Source organism: Flavobacterium sp. 9AF, from assembly GCF_902506265.1.
In the GTDB taxonomy this organism is placed as follows: Bacteria; Bacteroidota; Bacteroidia; order Flavobacteriales; family Flavobacteriaceae; genus Flavobacterium.
Genome location: NZ_LR733556.1, coordinates 877,957 through 893,327, shown reverse-complemented (window position 1 = coordinate 893,327; position 15,371 = coordinate 877,957). Strand labels below are relative to the sequence as shown.

The 15,371-nt window shown below is 29.4% G+C and carries 19 protein-coding genes; 15 read left to right on the top strand and 4 right to left on the bottom strand.

The window, feature by feature from the left end:
* Positions 1-277: hypothetical protein (locus HALO113_RS04250; RefSeq protein ID WP_159777843.1), on the bottom strand; the 277-nt coding region annotated here is incomplete at its 3' end.
* Positions 278-326: 49 nt separating this feature from the next.
* Between HALO113_RS04250 and HALO113_RS04245 the strand changes: the two genes are divergently transcribed.
* The 12 genes from HALO113_RS04245 (at position 327) to ftsY (ending at position 9,330) form a co-directional block, all read left to right on the top strand.
* On the top strand, positions 327-1,463 hold the full coding sequence (locus HALO113_RS04245; protein WP_159777842.1) for a glycosyltransferase family 2 protein: 1,137 nt from the start codon (positions 327-329) through the stop codon (positions 1,461-1,463).
* 84 nt (positions 1,464-1,547) lie between these two features.
* Positions 1,548-2,888, top strand: coding sequence for a dihydrolipoamide acetyltransferase family protein (locus HALO113_RS04240; protein ID WP_159777841.1), 1,341 nt, complete (start codon positions 1,548-1,550; stop codon positions 2,886-2,888).
* A 58-nt stretch (positions 2,889-2,946) separates the two neighbouring features.
* Positions 2,947-3,894 (top strand): YARHG domain-containing protein, encoded by a 948-nt coding sequence (locus HALO113_RS04235; RefSeq protein ID WP_159777840.1) that lies wholly within the window; start codon positions 2,947-2,949, stop codon positions 3,892-3,894.
* A gap of 8 nt (positions 3,895-3,902) precedes the next feature.
* Entirely contained in the window at positions 3,903-4,547 is a 645-nt protein-coding gene (locus HALO113_RS04230; protein WP_159777839.1) for a DUF2306 domain-containing protein, read from the top strand.
* Entirely contained in the window at positions 4,528-5,298 is a 771-nt protein-coding gene (locus tag HALO113_RS04225; protein WP_159777838.1) for a 3'-5' exonuclease, read from the top strand. The genes HALO113_RS04230 and HALO113_RS04225 overlap by 20 nt, the downstream gene beginning before the upstream one ends.
* An 80-nt stretch (positions 5,299-5,378) precedes the next feature.
* Positions 5,379-5,990 carry a fumarylacetoacetate hydrolase family protein gene (locus HALO113_RS04220; protein WP_159777837.1) on the top strand — a complete coding sequence of 204 codons (612 nt, stop codon included), beginning with the start codon at positions 5,379-5,381 and terminating at the stop codon, positions 5,988-5,990.
* 5 nt (positions 5,991-5,995) lie between these two features.
* Positions 5,996-6,340 (top strand): Hpt domain-containing protein, encoded by a 345-nt coding sequence (locus HALO113_RS04215; protein ID WP_159777836.1) that lies wholly within the window; start codon positions 5,996-5,998, stop codon positions 6,338-6,340.
* Between the two features lie 13 nt (positions 6,341-6,353).
* On the top strand, positions 6,354-7,601 hold the full coding sequence (locus HALO113_RS04210; protein WP_159777835.1) for a CinA family nicotinamide mononucleotide deamidase-related protein: 1,248 nt from the start codon (positions 6,354-6,356) through the stop codon (positions 7,599-7,601).
* A gap of 79 nt (positions 7,602-7,680) precedes the next feature.
* Positions 7,681-7,917, top strand: coding sequence for a 50S ribosomal protein L28 (gene rpmB / locus HALO113_RS04205; protein WP_130735572.1), 237 nt, complete (start codon positions 7,681-7,683; stop codon positions 7,915-7,917).
* Positions 7,918-7,944: 27 nt separating this feature from the next.
* Positions 7,945-8,127 carry a 50S ribosomal protein L33 gene (gene rpmG, locus HALO113_RS04200; RefSeq protein ID WP_035640032.1) on the top strand — a complete coding sequence of 61 codons (183 nt, stop codon included), beginning with the start codon at positions 7,945-7,947 and terminating at the stop codon, positions 8,125-8,127.
* 8 nt (positions 8,128-8,135) lie between these two features.
* Positions 8,136-8,288, top strand: a complete 153-nt coding sequence (locus HALO113_RS04195) for a DUF4295 domain-containing protein (RefSeq protein WP_159777834.1) — start codon at positions 8,136-8,138, stop codon at positions 8,286-8,288.
* 88 nt (positions 8,289-8,376) lie between these two features.
* Positions 8,377-9,330, top strand: coding sequence for a signal recognition particle-docking protein FtsY (ftsY, locus tag HALO113_RS04190; RefSeq protein WP_159777833.1), 954 nt, complete (start codon positions 8,377-8,379; stop codon positions 9,328-9,330).
* Between the two features lie 232 nt (positions 9,331-9,562).
* Here ftsY and HALO113_RS04185 read toward each other — a convergent pair whose 3' ends face one another.
* A complete protein-coding gene (locus tag HALO113_RS04185) occupies positions 9,563-10,630 on the bottom strand; it encodes a serine hydrolase (RefSeq protein WP_159777832.1) in 1,068 nt (355 codons plus the stop codon).
* Positions 10,631-10,718: 88 nt separating this feature from the next.
* On the opposite strand from HALO113_RS04185, the gene HALO113_RS04180 reads away from it, so the two are divergent.
* A complete protein-coding gene (locus HALO113_RS04180; protein WP_159777831.1) occupies positions 10,719-11,153 on the top strand; it encodes a hypothetical protein in 435 nt (144 codons plus the stop codon).
* Positions 11,137-11,433 carry a DUF721 domain-containing protein gene (locus HALO113_RS04175; protein WP_159777830.1) on the top strand — a complete coding sequence of 99 codons (297 nt, stop codon included), beginning with the start codon at positions 11,137-11,139 and terminating at the stop codon, positions 11,431-11,433. The genes HALO113_RS04180 and HALO113_RS04175 overlap by 17 nt, the downstream gene beginning before the upstream one ends.
* Positions 11,434-11,511: 78 nt before the next feature.
* On the opposite strand, the gene HALO113_RS04170 is transcribed toward HALO113_RS04175, so the two are convergent.
* Entirely contained in the window at positions 11,512-12,960 is a 1,449-nt protein-coding gene (locus HALO113_RS04170) for a glyceraldehyde-3-phosphate dehydrogenase (RefSeq protein WP_159777829.1), read from the bottom strand.
* Between the two features lie 151 nt (positions 12,961-13,111).
* Here HALO113_RS04170 and HALO113_RS04165 point away from each other — a divergent pair, with 151 nt between their 5' ends.
* Positions 13,112-13,747 carry an acyloxyacyl hydrolase gene (locus HALO113_RS04165; protein WP_159777828.1) on the top strand — a complete coding sequence of 212 codons (636 nt, stop codon included), beginning with the start codon at positions 13,112-13,114 and terminating at the stop codon, positions 13,745-13,747.
* Between the two features lie 55 nt (positions 13,748-13,802).
* Here HALO113_RS04165 and HALO113_RS04160 read toward each other — a convergent pair whose 3' ends face one another.
* Positions 13,803-15,185, bottom strand: a complete 1,383-nt coding sequence (locus tag HALO113_RS04160; protein WP_159777827.1) for a Do family serine endopeptidase — start codon at positions 15,183-15,185, stop codon at positions 13,803-13,805.
* Positions 15,186-15,371 lie beyond the last annotated feature (186 nt).

Sequence of the window (15,371 nt, the reverse complement as noted above, 5' to 3'; positions counted from 1 at the left end):
ATGTTAAATAGTAGGAATCTTTATCTTTAAATTTTTTTGAAATTTCTCTACTTTGTATGTTGTAATTGTTTGCTTTAATCACATCTACATAAATATTTGTAGCACATAAATTATTTAATAATCTGGACTTATTGCTGTCAGCTAACTTGTGGAAATGTTTTTTGTAAATAACTTCTAAACTATCTTTTCCTAGCTTTTTGAAGTTTTTGGGATCAATTTCTTGACAAAAAGCACTCACACAAAATAATAAAAGAATAATTTTTGAAAAATGTTTCATTACTTTTGAAAAATAAAAAAGCTAATATAAATTAATTGTTCATAATTCTGTGCAACTCTCTGTTATTATTTTAAACTATAATGTGCGCTACTTCTTAGAGCAATGTATTTATAGTGTTCAAAAAGCGCTAGCAAATTTAAATCCCGTTTATTCAGGAGAAATTATTGTTGTAGATAACAATTCTACAGATGGAAGTTGTGAAATGGTTAAATCGCTTTTTCCTGAAATAGTTCTCATTGAAAATAAAGAGAATTTAGGATTTCCTAAAGGAAACAATATAGGCGTCGCTAATGCAAAAGGAGAATATATATGCATTTTAAATCCTGATACTGTTGTGAGTGAGGATACTTTTTTAAAATTATTTGATAAAAAATGGAACGAAAAAACAGGTATTGTAGGTTGTAAATTAGTCGACGGAACTGGATATTTCTTGCCTGAGAGCAAAAGAGGAACACCTACTCCTTGGGTTTCTTTTACCAAAATCTTTGGTTTATATCATTTTTTTCCTAAATGGCATTGGTTTAATAAATATTATGCACAACATCTTAAAGAAGATGAATCAGGTGAAGTTGATATATTAGTTGGTGCATTTATGTTTATGAAAAAAGCATTATATCTAAATGTAGGTGGTTTTGATGAAAACTGTTTTATGTATTCTGATGATATTGATTTGAGCTATATGGTGCTTAAAAAAGGGTTTCAAAATTTATATTTTCCATATACAGTAGTGATTCACTACAAAGGAGAAAGTACCGTTAGAGATAGTAACTATTTTAAAAGATTTAGTGAGGCTATGCAGTTTTTTTATAAAAAACATTTTAAAAAATCATTTCTTTTTGATGTAATGATGCGGTTAGGGAGTGTGATTTTTACTGTTTTTAAAATGAAGCAACAAAAAAGTAAGGAAAGAATAATTGATAGCTTTATAGTGTTTAGTAAAACTGTCATTAATTTAAATGTAAGTCAGCCAATCAGCTATCTTGCTTCCTTTGAATTCTTTAAAAACACTTCACAAAAAAATATCGAAATTATATTTAACACAGATGATTTCAGTTATGGAGAAATTATTAATTTTATGCAGTTAAATAAGTGTAAAAATATTACTTATAAAAACTATATACCTCAATCAAAGTATTTAATTGGAAGTAATAGCTCTAACGATAGAGGGAAAGTAATATTGCTTTAAAATAATAGTAGATTCATTATAAAAACAGGTTTATTTTATTATTTTTGCAAAACAAATAAAGAAAAACAACTTTAGTTTATAAATATGGCAAAGTTTGAATTGAAATTACCTAAAATGGGTGAAAGTGTTGCTGAAGCAACTGTGACCAACTGGTTAAAGAAAGTTGGAGATAGAATTGAAATGGATGAAGCTGTTCTTGAAATAGCAACAGATAAAGTTGATAGTGAGGTACCTTCAGAAGTTGCTGGTACTCTTGTTGAAATTCTTTTTAATGTAGACGATGTAGTACAAGTAGGCCAAACTATTGCTATCATAGAAACGGAAGGTGGTTCAATAGAAGTATCTAAAGAAAATGTTGCAGAAACTACAGTTGAAGAAAATGCTGTGGAAACAATAAATCAATCCATTGAATCAGCACAAGAAACGACAACTTCGATTGATTTTTCAGATTCGAATAAATTTTATTCTCCTTTAGTAAGAAATATTGCAAAAGAAGAAGGAGTTACCTTAGAAGAGCTAGAAGTAATGGAAGGTTCAGGAAAAGGTGGTCGTGTGAATAAAGAAGATATTTTAAATTATATCAAAGAGAGAAACACTAAATTTTCTATACCTAAAAAAGAAACAATTTCACCAGTAACAATTTCTGAGACTAAGACAGCATCGGTGCCTGAAAAACAACAAGCAGTTTCAACAGTTGTACCTACTTCTGTGAATGGTGCTGACGAGATTGTAGAAATGGATAGAATGCGTAAACTTATTTCTAAATATATGGTTGAATCTGTGCAAACTTCAGCACACGTTCAATCTTTTATAGAAGTAGATGTTACTAATATTGTTAAATGGAGAGATAAAGTGAAAGGAGCTTTTGAAAAAAGAGAAGGTGAAAAATTAACTTTTACACCTATTTTTATGGAAGTGGTAGCTAAAGCTTTAAAAGATTTTCCAGGAATGAATATTTCTGTGGATGGAGAATATATTATCAAGAAGAAAAATATTAATTTAGGGATGGCCGCTGCGTTACCTAATGGAAATTTAATTGTACCAGTTATCAAGAATGCGGACCAATTAAATTTAGTTGGGATGGCTAAAACGGTAAATGATTTAGCCAATAGAGCGAGAATTGGTAAATTAAAACCAGACGATACACAAGGAGGTACTTATACTGTAACCAATGTGGGAACTTTTGGATCGGTTTTTGGAACACCAATTATCAATCAGCCTCAAGTAGGAATATTAGCATTAGGAGCTATTCGAAAAGTTCCTGCGGTAATTGAAACTCCAGAGGGAGATTTTATTGGAATTCGTCAAAAAATGTTTTTGTCACACTCTTATGACCATAGAGTAGTTGATGGTGCATTAGGTGGAAGTTTTGTTAAGCGTGTTGCAGAATATTTAGAAGCTTGGGATATTAATAGAGATATTTAATCCGAAATTTTATTTATATTTAGGCAGGTTTAAAACCTGCCTTTTTAATATTATTAGCATGAAAAACTTTATTTTTTTACTTTATGTACTAACATTCTTTAGTTGTAAAGAAGTGGTTAGAAATGAAAAAACAACAAAAAAATTGGCAATCAATGATGAAAAGTTAATCGATTTTCATGAGCCTATAGTTACCAATAATTTAATGATGTTGTCTAAAGAAGATTTGTTAGGTTATTGGGTAGGAGAATTTAAAGCGGATTTGTCAGATTATGAAATAGATACTTTAGTTGCTGAAGATGAAAATGTTTATTATAATTTGCATAAAAAAATAACTTTATCTATCGACGAAATTGAAGATTCAATTGTGAAAGGGCATTCCATTGTGAGTGGAAATATAAGGCCTTTTAATGGTAAAATTACATTTCAATCGAATCAATTTAATTTGGAATTACAAGAGCCTGGTGATGACCAATATGATGGAAAGTTTCTTGTTTCAATTAAGAGTAATGATAGTTTGATGATTGGTACATGGAAAGCAAATGAGGTTTTAAAAATTGATAGAAGAAAATTAGAATTAAAGAAGAGACTTTTTGTATATAATCCAGAGAATGAACTGGAAGATGTTTATACTGATTGGGATAAAAGTAAGAAAGTTGAACATAAAGAAACTATCGATGATCAAGAAGAAACTTGGTTTGAAGATGAATATTTAACATCTACAAATAAAGTTTTTGAAAAGAATCCTTCTGTAGATATTCTTACTAAAGAATTTGTTGAGAATTTAAAAAAATCGGATATTTTTATTCTTAGAAACTCAATATATGCAAGACACGGGTATTCTTTTAAAAATAGACAATTGCGATCCTATTTCGAAATGCATGAATGGTATATGCCTGTTTTTAATGATGTGTCCAAAGATTTTACTGAAATAGAATTGAAAAATATCGATTTATTGCTATTGTATGAAGAAAATGCTGAAGAATATTATGATCGATTTGGAAGATAATTGTTGTAATGAAGAAAGTTAAGCTCTTTTTTATAATTATTTATATTTATTTTTCTTATTTACTATTGTTGATCACACTTCAATATTTACCCCTAAACTTTGAAGTTACCTTTCTAAAATTAAAACAAGAGGAAGTAAAACTACCTTATTATACAATTGCTTTTTTTACACATGTTTATACTAGCATATTTTTGTTGTTATTTGGTATTTTACAATTTTCAAAAAAAATAAGAATAAAATTTCCTAAAACTCATAAAGTAATCGGTAAACTATATTTAATAATTATTTTATTGTTTTCTGGTCCTGCCTCTTTAATAATGGGTATTCATGCTAATGGAGGGTTAGTTTCAAAAATCAGTTTTACCATCTTGTCAATTTTATGGCTTATTTTTACCTTTCTTTCTCTTTATTATGCGAAAGAATTAAATTTTAAAAAGCATCAGCAATTTGCAATTAGAAGTTTTGCATTAACTTTGTCGGCTATTTCCTTACGTCTCTTTAAATACATTATTGTATTTTTGTGGCATCCTTTACCTATGGATACTTATCGAATTGTCTCTTGGTTGGGATGGGTGATTAATTTGTTAATTGCAGAAATAGTAATAGTTTATTTTATAACAAACAAATTTAAAAATGGAATTAAAACTAAATAGACCTATATGTTTTTTTGATCTTGAAACTACGGGTATTGATGTAGGGAAAGATAGAATTGTAGAAATTTCTGTATTTAAAGTGTATCCTAATGGAAATAAAGAAAGTAAAACATGGTTAGTTAATCCTACTATTCCAATACCCGCTCATACTACTGCTGTTCATGGTATTGATGATGCAAAAGTAGCAAACGAACCTACTTTTAAAGAATTAGCTCCGCATGTTTATAATATGATAAAAGATGCAGATTTAGCAGGCTTTAATTCTGATCGTTTTGATATTCCTTTACTAGCTGAAGAAATGTTGCGAGCTGGAGTGGATTTTGATATGAAGAATCGAGTTTCTGTAGATATACAAACCATTTTTCATAAAAAAGAAGAACGAACATTAAGTGCAGCTTATAAGTTCTATTGCAATGAAAAGTTGGAAAATGCGCATAGTGCAGCTGCTGATACAATGGCAACTTATGAGATATTAAAAGCACAACTAGATAGATATGACGATTTGGAAAACGATATAAAATCTCTGTCTGAATACACAACAAGAAAAAAGACTGTTGATTTTGCAGGATTTATTATTTTAAATAATGAGGATAAAGAAATATTTTCTTTTGGAAAACACAAAGGAGCTTTAGTCGAAGAAGTACTTGAAAAAGAACCAGGCTATTTTAGTTGGTTGCAAAATGCAGACTTTCCGTTATATACTAAAAAAGTCTTAACAGGAATTAAGTTAAGAAAATTAAATACTAAATAGATTTCAAACTAAAATTGGCATTATAAAAGCATTTTTTTAAATGTTTAATATACCAACTTGTAATAACTACTATTATAAATATGAAGATAATTTGTATTGGTCGAAATTATGTTGATCATATTTCCGAATTAAATAATGAAAAGCCATCAGAACCAGTTATTTTTTTAAAACCTGAAACAGCGGTCTTACCCAAAAAGACGCCCTTTTATATACCAGAGTTTAGTCAAGATGTACATCATGAAGTAGAAATCTTAGTTAAAATTTGCAAAGTTGGAAAATATATAAGTCCAAAATTTGCTGCAAATTATTACGAAGAAATAGGTCTTGGAATAGATTTTACTGCAAGAGATATTCAAAATGAGTTAAAAGCAAAAGGGCTACCATGGGAAAAAGCCAAAGCCTTTGACCATTCAGCGATTATTGGTAGCTTTTTACCGAAAAAATCGTTTTCCTCGTTGGAAAATATTAACTTTGAGTTAAGAAGTAATGGAGAAGCAGTACAAATTGGCAACACTTCATTAATGCTCTGGAAAATTGATGAAATAATAGCTTATGTTTCACAATTTTTTACTCTAAAAAAAGGCGATGTTATTTTTACAGGAACACCTAAAGGAGTTGCGGCTGTGAAAGCAGGAGATGTTTTAGAGGGTTATATAGAAAACAAACAAACATTCAAGATTCAAGTTAAATAAAAATTATGGCATTACAATACAATTTATCTAAAGTGTATGAGATTTCCGAGAACGATGTAGAGTTTGCACTTCAAATTGTAAATCTTTTTTTGCAGGAAGTACCCGCTGAAATTAAATCAATCAAAATTGGTATAGAAGAAAAAGATTATTCTAGAACTTATGCTGCTGCTCATAAAATTAAGCCTTCTCTTGACTTACTAGGGATGGATTTAGCTTATGACGAAAATATACAAATTATGACTTGGGCTAAATCAGAAGGGAAGAAGAAAGATATTAAAGAAGTGTATAAATCTCTTAAAGAAAGAGTAGATTTAGCTATTAAGGAATTAAAAAAAGACTTTAAATTATAATTACAAATAATTTATGAAGGCTGCAATTGTTACCATTGGTGATGAAATACTTATTGGTCAAATTGTTGATACAAATTCATCATTCATTGCAAAAGCTTTAGATAAAATTGGAATAGCAACTTTCGAAATGCTTTCTATTTCAGATGATAAAGAGCATATTTTAAACACTTTGTTAGGATTTCAAAATAAGGTAGATGTAGTTATTGTAACTGGAGGGCTTGGTCCTACAAAAGATGATATAACTAAAAAAACATTCTGTGATTATTTTGATGATAAATTAATTGAAAATAGTTTTGTTTTAGAACATGTTAGAGATTTAATAGAAGGTTTTTATAAAAGACCTATAACGCAAATAAATAAAGAACAAGCTTTGGTTCCTTCTAAGGCTGAAATTCTTTTTAACAAAGTGGGTACTGCCCCAGGTATGTGGATGGAAAAAGAAAAAACTGTTTTTATTTCCTTACCTGGAGTGCCTTATGAGATGAAATATTTAATTGAAGAAGAAGTGATTCCTCGATTGATTTCTAAATTTAAAAGACCTTATATAATTCATAAAACCATTATGACTTATGGAAGAGGAGAAAGTCTAATTGCAGAGCAAATAGAATCATGGGAAGATAATTTGCCTTCTAATATAAAATTAGCTTATTTACCAGCGCCTGGAAGAGTTAGATTAAGATTGACAGCTAGAGGTGAAAATGAAGATTTATTAAAATCCAGTCTAGAGGTTCAAATAAAAGAATTATATCAATTAATAGGAGAAATTATTACAGGGATAGATGAAGAAGAAGTTATCGAAGCGGTTGTAGGTTCTCTTTTAAGAGAGAGAAAACAAACTTTAGCTTTAGCTGAAAGTTGTACAGGAGGTAAAATTGCTGAAAATGTAACTTCTATATCAGGAGCATCAAATTATTTCAAAGGGAGTATAGTAAGTTATGCAACTGATTCTAAGATAAATGTTTTAGGAGTAAAAAAAGAAGTTATAGATGAGTTTTCTGTGGTAAGTAAAGAAGTAGCTAAAAGTATGGCACTTCAAGTTCAACAACTTTTTAAAACAGATTATGCAATTGCGACTACAGGAAACGCTGGGCCGACAAAAGGTGATTCTGAAGCAGAGGTTGGAACTGTTTTTATTGCTTTAGCTACTCCAGAAACCGTTTATTGTGAGGAATTTAATTTTGGACAACCAAGAATAAAGGTTGTAGAAAGAGCCGTTAGCAAAGCCTTTGAAATGCTTTATAAAGAAATTTTAAAAAATTAATACAAGATAGTTGTGTAATTGGATTCAATTTTGTTTCTTTGCACCCTGATTTTGAATAACGAAATAAAGAGTATAAATAATGTCAAGAGTTTGTGAACTTACAGGTAAAAGAGCAATGGTAGGAAACAATGTTTCTCACGCTATGAATAAAACTAAGAGAAAATTCTCTGTAAATTTATTTAAAAAGCGTTTTTATATTGCTGAAGAAGATAGATGGGTAACCTTAAAGGTTTCTGCATCTGCATTAAAGACAATTAATAAAAACGGTATTGCTGCTGTTCTTAAAAAAGCAAAAGCAGACGGAATGATTAAATAATTCCTAAAACCTTAATAATATATAAAGATGGCAAAGAAAGGCAATAGAATTCAGGTTATTTTAGAGTGTACAGAGCATAAAGCTTCTGGTGTAGCTGGAACTTCTCGTTACATTACTACTAAAAACAAAAAAAATACTCCAGATAGATTAGAAATTAAAAAATTTAATCCAATCTTAAAGAGAGTTACAGTTCATAAAGAAATAAAATAATATAAGTCATGGCAAAGAAAACCGTAGCAACTTTACAAACTTCTTCAAAGAGATTAACTAAAGCAATTAAAATGGTTAAATCTCCAAAAACAGGTGCTTACACATTCGTTGAAGCAGTTATGGCTCCTGAACTAGTTGATGAATACTTAAAAAAGAAATAATTCTTTTACAATTATATAGAAAAGCTACTTTCATTTGAAAGTAGCTTTTTTATTTTTACATTTGCTAATAAATACTAACTTTAAAAATATGAGTTTTTTTAAAAGAATTTTTTCTTCTGAAAAAAAGGAAACTTTAGATAAAGGTTTAGAAAAGTCAAAAACAACTTTTTTTTCAAAATTAACTAAAGCTGTTGCAGGAAAATCTAACGTCGATGACGAAGTTTTAGATAATCTTGAAGAAATATTAGTTTCTTCAGATGTGGGAGTAAATACAACACTTAAGATTATTAAGCGAATAGAAGATAGAGTTGCTAAGGATAAATATTTAGGGACAGATGAATTAAATGCTATTTTAAGAGAAGAAATTGCAGGTCTATTAGCAGAAAATAATACGGGTAATGAAACAGATTTTATCATTCCTAATGAAAAGAAACCATATGTAATTATGGTTGTAGGTGTAAATGGTGTGGGTAAAACCACAACAATTGGGAAATTAGCAAATCAATTTAAAAAATCAGGCTATAATGTTGTACTTGGTGCTGCAGATACCTTTAGAGCGGCAGCAATTGATCAGTTACAGATATGGGCTGATCGAGTGAATATTCCTATTGTACGTCAACAAATGGGAAGTGATCCTGCATCCGTAGCTTTTGATACATTACAATCTGCAGTGGCTCAAAACGCAGATATCGTTATTATTGATACTGCCGGTCGCTTGCATAATAAAGTTAACTTGATGAACGAATTAGGTAAAGTTAAACGTGTAATGCAAAAAGTAGTAGGAGATGCTCCTCATGATGTTATGTTGGTTTTAGATGGTTCAACGGGGCAAAATGCTTTTGAACAAGCCAAACAATTTACTGCTGCTACCGAAGTAACTAGTTTGGCAGTTACTAAACTAGACGGAACTGCAAAAGGAGGAGTGGTTATCGGTATTTCAGATCAATTTAAAATTCCAGTAAAATATATAGGTGTAGGCGAAGGAATTGACGATTTGCAAGTGTTTAATAAGTTTGAGTTTGTAGATTCTTTCTTTAAATAGCATATGTTAAGCCGTATTTTTAATTTTTTAATAAATATATCTTTTATATGGTATTTTATTAGTTCGGTTATCTTAGCTGTTGTTGTTTATCCTTTTGAGGAATCTCATAATGGATTATTTGTTATGACAAGATTGTTAAGTTTTATCTTGTTTTATTTTTCTATTGTTGTATTAGTTTTCAAGGAAAAATAGATAAAATAAAGGAGTTTTTTATAAAACTCCTTTATTTTATTCAGTTAATTACAGCGCTGATTTTTTCCCAAAGCAAATTGTCAAAATCGGAAAGTGCATAATTAGAACTATCTGCAGCATCTCCCATTCTTATAATAACTAATTTACGACTTGGGATAACATAAATTTTTTGGTCATCTTTCCCTAATGCCATATACATATCGTTAGGCGCATTAGGAACTAACTTACCAGAGAATTGAATTTGTGTTTGAGGTAAATGATAAGTCGATTTTCCATTTAACCACCATAGATACCCATAGGCTTCGTTTATATTTTGAGAAGTAGTTGTTGCTTGAGAGAAAAATGAACTGTTTATAATTTGTGTTCCATTCCAATTTCCATTATTTAAAGCTAACAATCCGAAACGAGCCATACTTCTTGTCGTACTCCAATAGACATTCGAGTTGTTATTAGTAATCCATGTTCCCGTCATCCCTATAGGATTTTTTAATTTTATATTAAAATAGTTTTCCCATGTTTGACCCGAAGAGGTTGCAACTACGTCTTGTAATTTAACATATACATTATGGTATGCCCATCTGGTTCCTGCATCAGAAATATATTGAAGATTTGCTGGTGATACATCATCACCTAAGGCGTCATTTAAACCAGAAGTCATGTTTAAGAGATTTTTGCATGTAATCAAATTTTCTTTATCAAAAGGAGCACTAGTCCATCCAATGCCTAAATAGTCTGAAACCTTGTCTGTAATAGAAAGTAAGCCTTCTTGTTCTGCAATTCCAGTTAGAGTAGAAGTTAATGTTTTTCCTGCACTTGCCCAATACCAAGCGGATGTACTCATGTGGCCATTGAAATAATTTTCCATGACAATTTTGCCATTATGAAGTACTATAAAACTTTTGCTGTTTTTAGTTTCTAAGTAGTTTAATAAATCAGGAATGTTGTTTTCTTTCCATGATAAACTTGCAGGTGTTTTGGTTGCCCAAGTATTAATGTCATTTGGTGGGAAATACATATTTTCTTCCGTAGAAAAAGGAATTAAATCTTCGGAGTTGCTACAACTTAATAGAATAAAAAATAATATTGAGAATATAGTAATTCGTTTCATAAAAGATAATTTCTTGTTTAGATAATAAAATGGGAAAATAGTTTAATTTTTCTATTTGAAATGCGTAATTTTATTTAAAATTTAATCGATGAGAAAAATATTTTTTAGTTTGTTTTTTTTGATTCTATTATCTTGCTCTGAAAAAAAAGATAACATAGATTTAAAATTTTTAAATGGAATTTGGGAAATTCAAAAAGTTGTTCTAACTGATAATAGTGTTAAAGAATATAAGATTAATGAGTCGGTAGAACAAATAAATATAAACAAAAATAAAGGTACACGTAGAAAAGTATTGTTATTCTATAATGGAAATTTTGTTCTAAATAATATAATTCAGGAATTTAGAATGGAACAAAAAGATAAAAAATATTTTTTATTAAATCATACTCAATTTTCAGAATGGAAAGAAGTAATTGAGACATTAAATGATTCTGAATTGGTTCTGAAGAATGAACAAGGTTTAGAATATCATTATAAAAAAAGAACAGACATAAAATTAGGTGAAGATGGCAAAGAGATTTAGTGAAGAAGTTTCTATTAAAGAGGTTTTGCAAAGTTTTGTAATCCAAAATAAATTAGAAACAGGAATAGATAAAGTTAAAATCAAAGAAACTTGGATACAAATTATGGGTAATGGTGTGGCTAATTATACTGAAGCAATTGAATTGAAAAATAAAACGTTATATGTACGATTGACTTCTGCTGTTTTAAGGGAAGAACTTTCTTATGGACGAGAAAAAATTGTTAAAATGATTAATGAAGAAATGGGAAAAGAAATTATTAACAAGGTAGTTTTGTTATAAAGCTGATTCAAACGGATTAAAATAAAAAGAGCTGCAATATCATTTGCAGCTCTTTTTGATGAATTATATAATAAACCATTAATAGTATGTATAGCGTCTTACTTTAGCAATATATTTAGCTAATCGAATTACTTGATGGCTATATCCATATTCATTATCATACCAAACATACATAACAATATTTTTACCATCTTCAGATACTATAGTAGCATTACTGTCATAAATAGACGGAGCAGAAGTGCCTACGATATCTGATGATACCAATTCATTATTTAATGAATATTTAATTTGTTCTACAAGGTTACCTTCAAGGGCGTATTTTTTCATAATACTATTTAAATCGGAAACAGTAGTTTCTTTATTTACTTCTAAGTTCAAAACTACTAAAGATCCATTTGGAACAGGTACACGAATAGCATTTGAGGTTAATTTTCCAGCTAAACTAGGTAAAGCTTTTGCTACAGCACTTCCTGCACCAGTTTCTGTAATAACCATATTTAATGCAGCTGAACGACCTCTTCTATATTTTTTATGCATATTGTCTACTAGATTTTGATCATTAGTGTAGGCATGAATGGTTTCAATATGACCTTTTACTACGCCTAATGTGTCTTCAACCACTTTTAATATTGGTGTAATAGCATTTGTAGTACAAGAAGCTGCGGAATAAATAGTTACTTCATCTGGATTGAAATCTTCGTGATTTACACCATATACAATATTAGGGACTCCTTTTCCTGGTGCAGTCAATAAAACCTTGTCAACTCCTTTAGAAGTTAGGTGTCTTTTTAACGCTTCTTCGGTTGTAAATGCTCCTGTATTATCGATTACTAATGCCTCTTCTATTCCATAAGTAGTGTAGTCAATTTCTTCCGGACTTGAAGCGGTAATTATATGTACAGTAGTACCATTAATAATTAAAGCATTATTTTCAATGTCTGCTTGAACAGATCCCTCAAAATCCCCATGTACTGAATCATATCGTAATAAAGAAGCTCTTTTTTCTAATAGTACAGCGTCTGATTTATCTCTGGTTACAATTGCTCTTAAACGCAATTGTTGTCCTTTGCCTATTTTGCTCATCATTTCACGAGCTAAAAGACGACCAATTCTTCCAAAACCATACAATACTACATCCTTTGGCTTGATTTCTTTATATTCTCTAGCATTTTTTAATTTATCTATTACAAATGCTTTAGAATCATTGTATTTGTCATCTTCTAAATGATATTCATAGGTCAGTTTGCCAATGTCTATTCGAGACGGAGGTAAATCTAAACTTTGTATTGCACTTGCAATTTCAACTGAATCAAAAACGTTAATAGGTTTCCCAACAAATTGTCCAGCATATTCATGAAGGTTGATAATATCGCTAACACTTCTGTCTATCAATTGATTTCTAAAAAGAATTAATTCAATGGATTTATCATACCATAAATCACTTATAATTTTGATAAATTCTACACATGCTTTTCTTCTGTCTGCTTGAAAAGTAAGCTCTTTTTCGTATAAAGTGTTGTTGTTCATGAAATAAAAAATAAATTGGTGTTGTTTAATTTTTTGCAAAAGTACTCATTTCAATCGTTTTCGTAAAATATTTTTAAATAAAAAAAGCTTATAAAAATATTTTTTGTGACTTCATAAATTAAAGTATTTTTGGCAAATAATCTAATACAAAATGAAATTCAATTTTACTGCTATTTTTTTATTCTTGTCTTTAATGTGTTTTTCCCAAGAACAAGTAAAAGAAAAAAAATGGTTGCGCTTCGGTCTTATATATGGATATTCTTCACAAGATTCGTTTGTAAAACAAGACAGTGATTACTTTTATGAAAACACAATTTATAAAATTTCAAGTCATTTTAATTTGTTAAAAAATAATAAGCATACTTGGGAATTGATTGTTGAACCAAGTTATTATCGCTCTAAACATGAAGCTTTAAATTATTGGCATGAATATTTTACAAGTAGTGAAAATGCTACAGAACTGAGATTAAAATATATGAAATTAAAACAAATAAATGAATATGTTTTAAATCTAGGTATTATATATCGCTATTATTTCAACCCCAAAATTTCTGTTTATGGATTAGCCAATGTAGGACCAATGTATATAGATACAGAAACAGAAAGATTGCATAAAGGTTTTGCTTTTAGTGATATTTTAGCTGTTGGGACAAATTATAAATTGGGAAAGATTTCATTAGATTTAAAATGCTTATTTAGGCATGTGTCTAATGCTAATATTCAGAAACCAAATTTTGGATATAATGCTTTAGGTTTTGAAATTGGTACTTATTATGAATTTAATTAAATAAAAAAACAGCACTTTTAAGTGCTGTTTAAGTTAAATTTTATAAACTTATTTTTTAAAATATAGCTTGAATTAATTGTCCGTCTTTAGTAATCAGTTTATATTGTGATCTCGGATTTCTTTTGCTTTTTAGATAAGTGGTAACTTTCTCGACATCTTCTGCTTTTCTACCATCTACACTTAATACGATACTTCCTTCTAAAGCATTTGTGTATTCTGAAAGCTCTTGATTAGTAACCGACTTTATTTTTATTCCATAGTCTATATTGTTTGCTTTTTTGTCATTATTCGAAAGGTCTTCAAATTCAATACCGTTTACTTCGTAAGTTAATAATTCTTTCTTAGTCAATTTAACTGGAATTATTTTTTCTTCTCCATCTCTCAAAACGGTCACATTAACGATTTCATTTGGTCGCTTAGAATTTATATAATTTGTTAAATCAGTAAACTTGTTAATTTTTTTAGTATCTAATTGAATAATTATATCACCTTCTTTAATGCCAGCTTTTTCTGCTCCAGATTTTTTAGTCACACCGCCTACATAAAATCCTTGGCTTTGATTAATACCTATTTCTTTTGAAGAAGTATTATTTAATTCTCTTCCTTCAATACCTAATACACCTCTTTGAACATTTCCATACTGCATTAAATCTTCTACAATCTTTCTTGTAATATTTGAAGGTACAGCAAATGAATATCCGGCATAACTTCCTGTAGGCGAAGAAATCATGGTATTAATTCCTATTAATTCTCCTCTTGTATTTACTAATGCTCCACCACTGTTGCCAGGATTAACTGCGGCATCTGTTTGAATGAATGATTGTAATCCTTCATTACTTAAATCTCTGGCTTTTGCCGAAATAATACCAGCGGTAACTGTAGAAGTCAAATTATATGGATTACCAACAGCTAATACCCATTCTCCAACTTTAGTATTTTCTGAATCTCCAAACACAATATAAGGTAATTTTTCATCAGCGTCTATTTTAATTAGAGCAATATCCATTTTTGAGTCTGTACCAATTAATTTTGCCTTATAACTTCTATTGTCATTTAAGGTAACTTCTAATTCACTAGCATTATCAATAACATGATTGTTGGTTACAATATAGCCATCTTCAGAAATAATTACACCTGATCCAGTTCCAATTTGCATTTGTTGTTGTGTGCCACCTCTGCCGTAACCAAATATGTATTCCATAGGATTACTATAAACACGTTGCATAGTCATGTTTTTAACATGCACTACACTATGAATCGCAGTTTCAGCAGCTGTAGTAAAATTAGTGTTTTCGGCACCTAAAGATACATTTCGAGTGTAATTTGGGGCTACTGTTACTAATGAGGTGTCTTTAGGCTCTAAAAATAATTTGTAAGCACCTAAAGTAATAGCTCCGCTGAATAATGCTACTAAAAAAATACTTCCTAATCTTTTCATATAAATTTAATTTTTTATAGTTATAAATGGGGTTGTCATTCAAATTTTTTAAAAACAATACGAAATATGAATTATTGATAATGTAATAATTTGATTTCATTGTAAAATTAAACACAAAATTTTAACAAAAAATCAGTTTAACGCTCGCTTAACAATGTTTAACATCTTTTTAATATTTTTTGTATT

What these genes read in the sequence shown, in the direction of transcription:
- HALO113_RS04160 (WP_159777827.1), bottom strand. Translation starts at nt 15,185, where the DNA reads ATGAAAAGATTAGGAAGTATTTTTTTAGTAGCATTATTCAGCGGAGCT.
- HALO113_RS04240 (WP_159777841.1), top strand. Translation starts at nt 1,548, where the DNA reads ATGGCAAAGTTTGAATTGAAATTACCTAAAATGGGTGAAAGTGTTGCT.
- HALO113_RS04235 (WP_159777840.1), top strand. Translation starts at nt 2,947, where the DNA reads ATGAAAAACTTTATTTTTTTACTTTATGTACTAACATTCTTTAGTTGT.
- HALO113_RS04165 (WP_159777828.1), top strand. Translation starts at nt 13,112, where the DNA reads ATGAAATTCAATTTTACTGCTATTTTTTTATTCTTGTCTTTAATGTGT.
- rpmG (WP_035640032.1), top strand. Translation starts at nt 7,945, where the DNA reads ATGGCAAAGAAAGGCAATAGAATTCAGGTTATTTTAGAGTGTACAGAG.
- HALO113_RS04175 (WP_159777830.1), top strand. Translation starts at nt 11,137, where the DNA reads ATGGCAAAGAGATTTAGTGAAGAAGTTTCTATTAAAGAGGTTTTGCAA.
- HALO113_RS04225 (WP_159777838.1), top strand. Translation starts at nt 4,528, where the DNA reads ATGGAATTAAAACTAAATAGACCTATATGTTTTTTTGATCTTGAAACT.
- HALO113_RS04185 (WP_159777832.1), bottom strand. Translation starts at nt 10,630, where the DNA reads ATGAAACGAATTACTATATTCTCAATATTATTTTTTATTCTATTAAGT.
- ftsY (WP_159777833.1), top strand. Translation starts at nt 8,377, where the DNA reads ATGAGTTTTTTTAAAAGAATTTTTTCTTCTGAAAAAAAGGAAACTTTA.
- HALO113_RS04220 (WP_159777837.1), top strand. Translation starts at nt 5,379, where the DNA reads ATGAAGATAATTTGTATTGGTCGAAATTATGTTGATCATATTTCCGAA.
- HALO113_RS04210 (WP_159777835.1), top strand. Translation starts at nt 6,354, where the DNA reads ATGAAGGCTGCAATTGTTACCATTGGTGATGAAATACTTATTGGTCAA.
- HALO113_RS04215 (WP_159777836.1), top strand. Translation starts at nt 5,996, where the DNA reads ATGGCATTACAATACAATTTATCTAAAGTGTATGAGATTTCCGAGAAC.
- HALO113_RS04180 (WP_159777831.1), top strand. Translation starts at nt 10,719, where the DNA reads ATGAGAAAAATATTTTTTAGTTTGTTTTTTTTGATTCTATTATCTTGC.
- rpmB (WP_130735572.1), top strand. Translation starts at nt 7,681, where the DNA reads ATGTCAAGAGTTTGTGAACTTACAGGTAAAAGAGCAATGGTAGGAAAC.
- HALO113_RS04170 (WP_159777829.1), bottom strand. Translation starts at nt 12,960, where the DNA reads ATGAACAACAACACTTTATACGAAAAAGAGCTTACTTTTCAAGCAGAC.
- HALO113_RS04230 (WP_159777839.1), top strand. Translation starts at nt 3,903, where the DNA reads ATGAAGAAAGTTAAGCTCTTTTTTATAATTATTTATATTTATTTTTCT.
- HALO113_RS04195 (WP_159777834.1), top strand. Translation starts at nt 8,136, where the DNA reads ATGGCAAAGAAAACCGTAGCAACTTTACAAACTTCTTCAAAGAGATTA.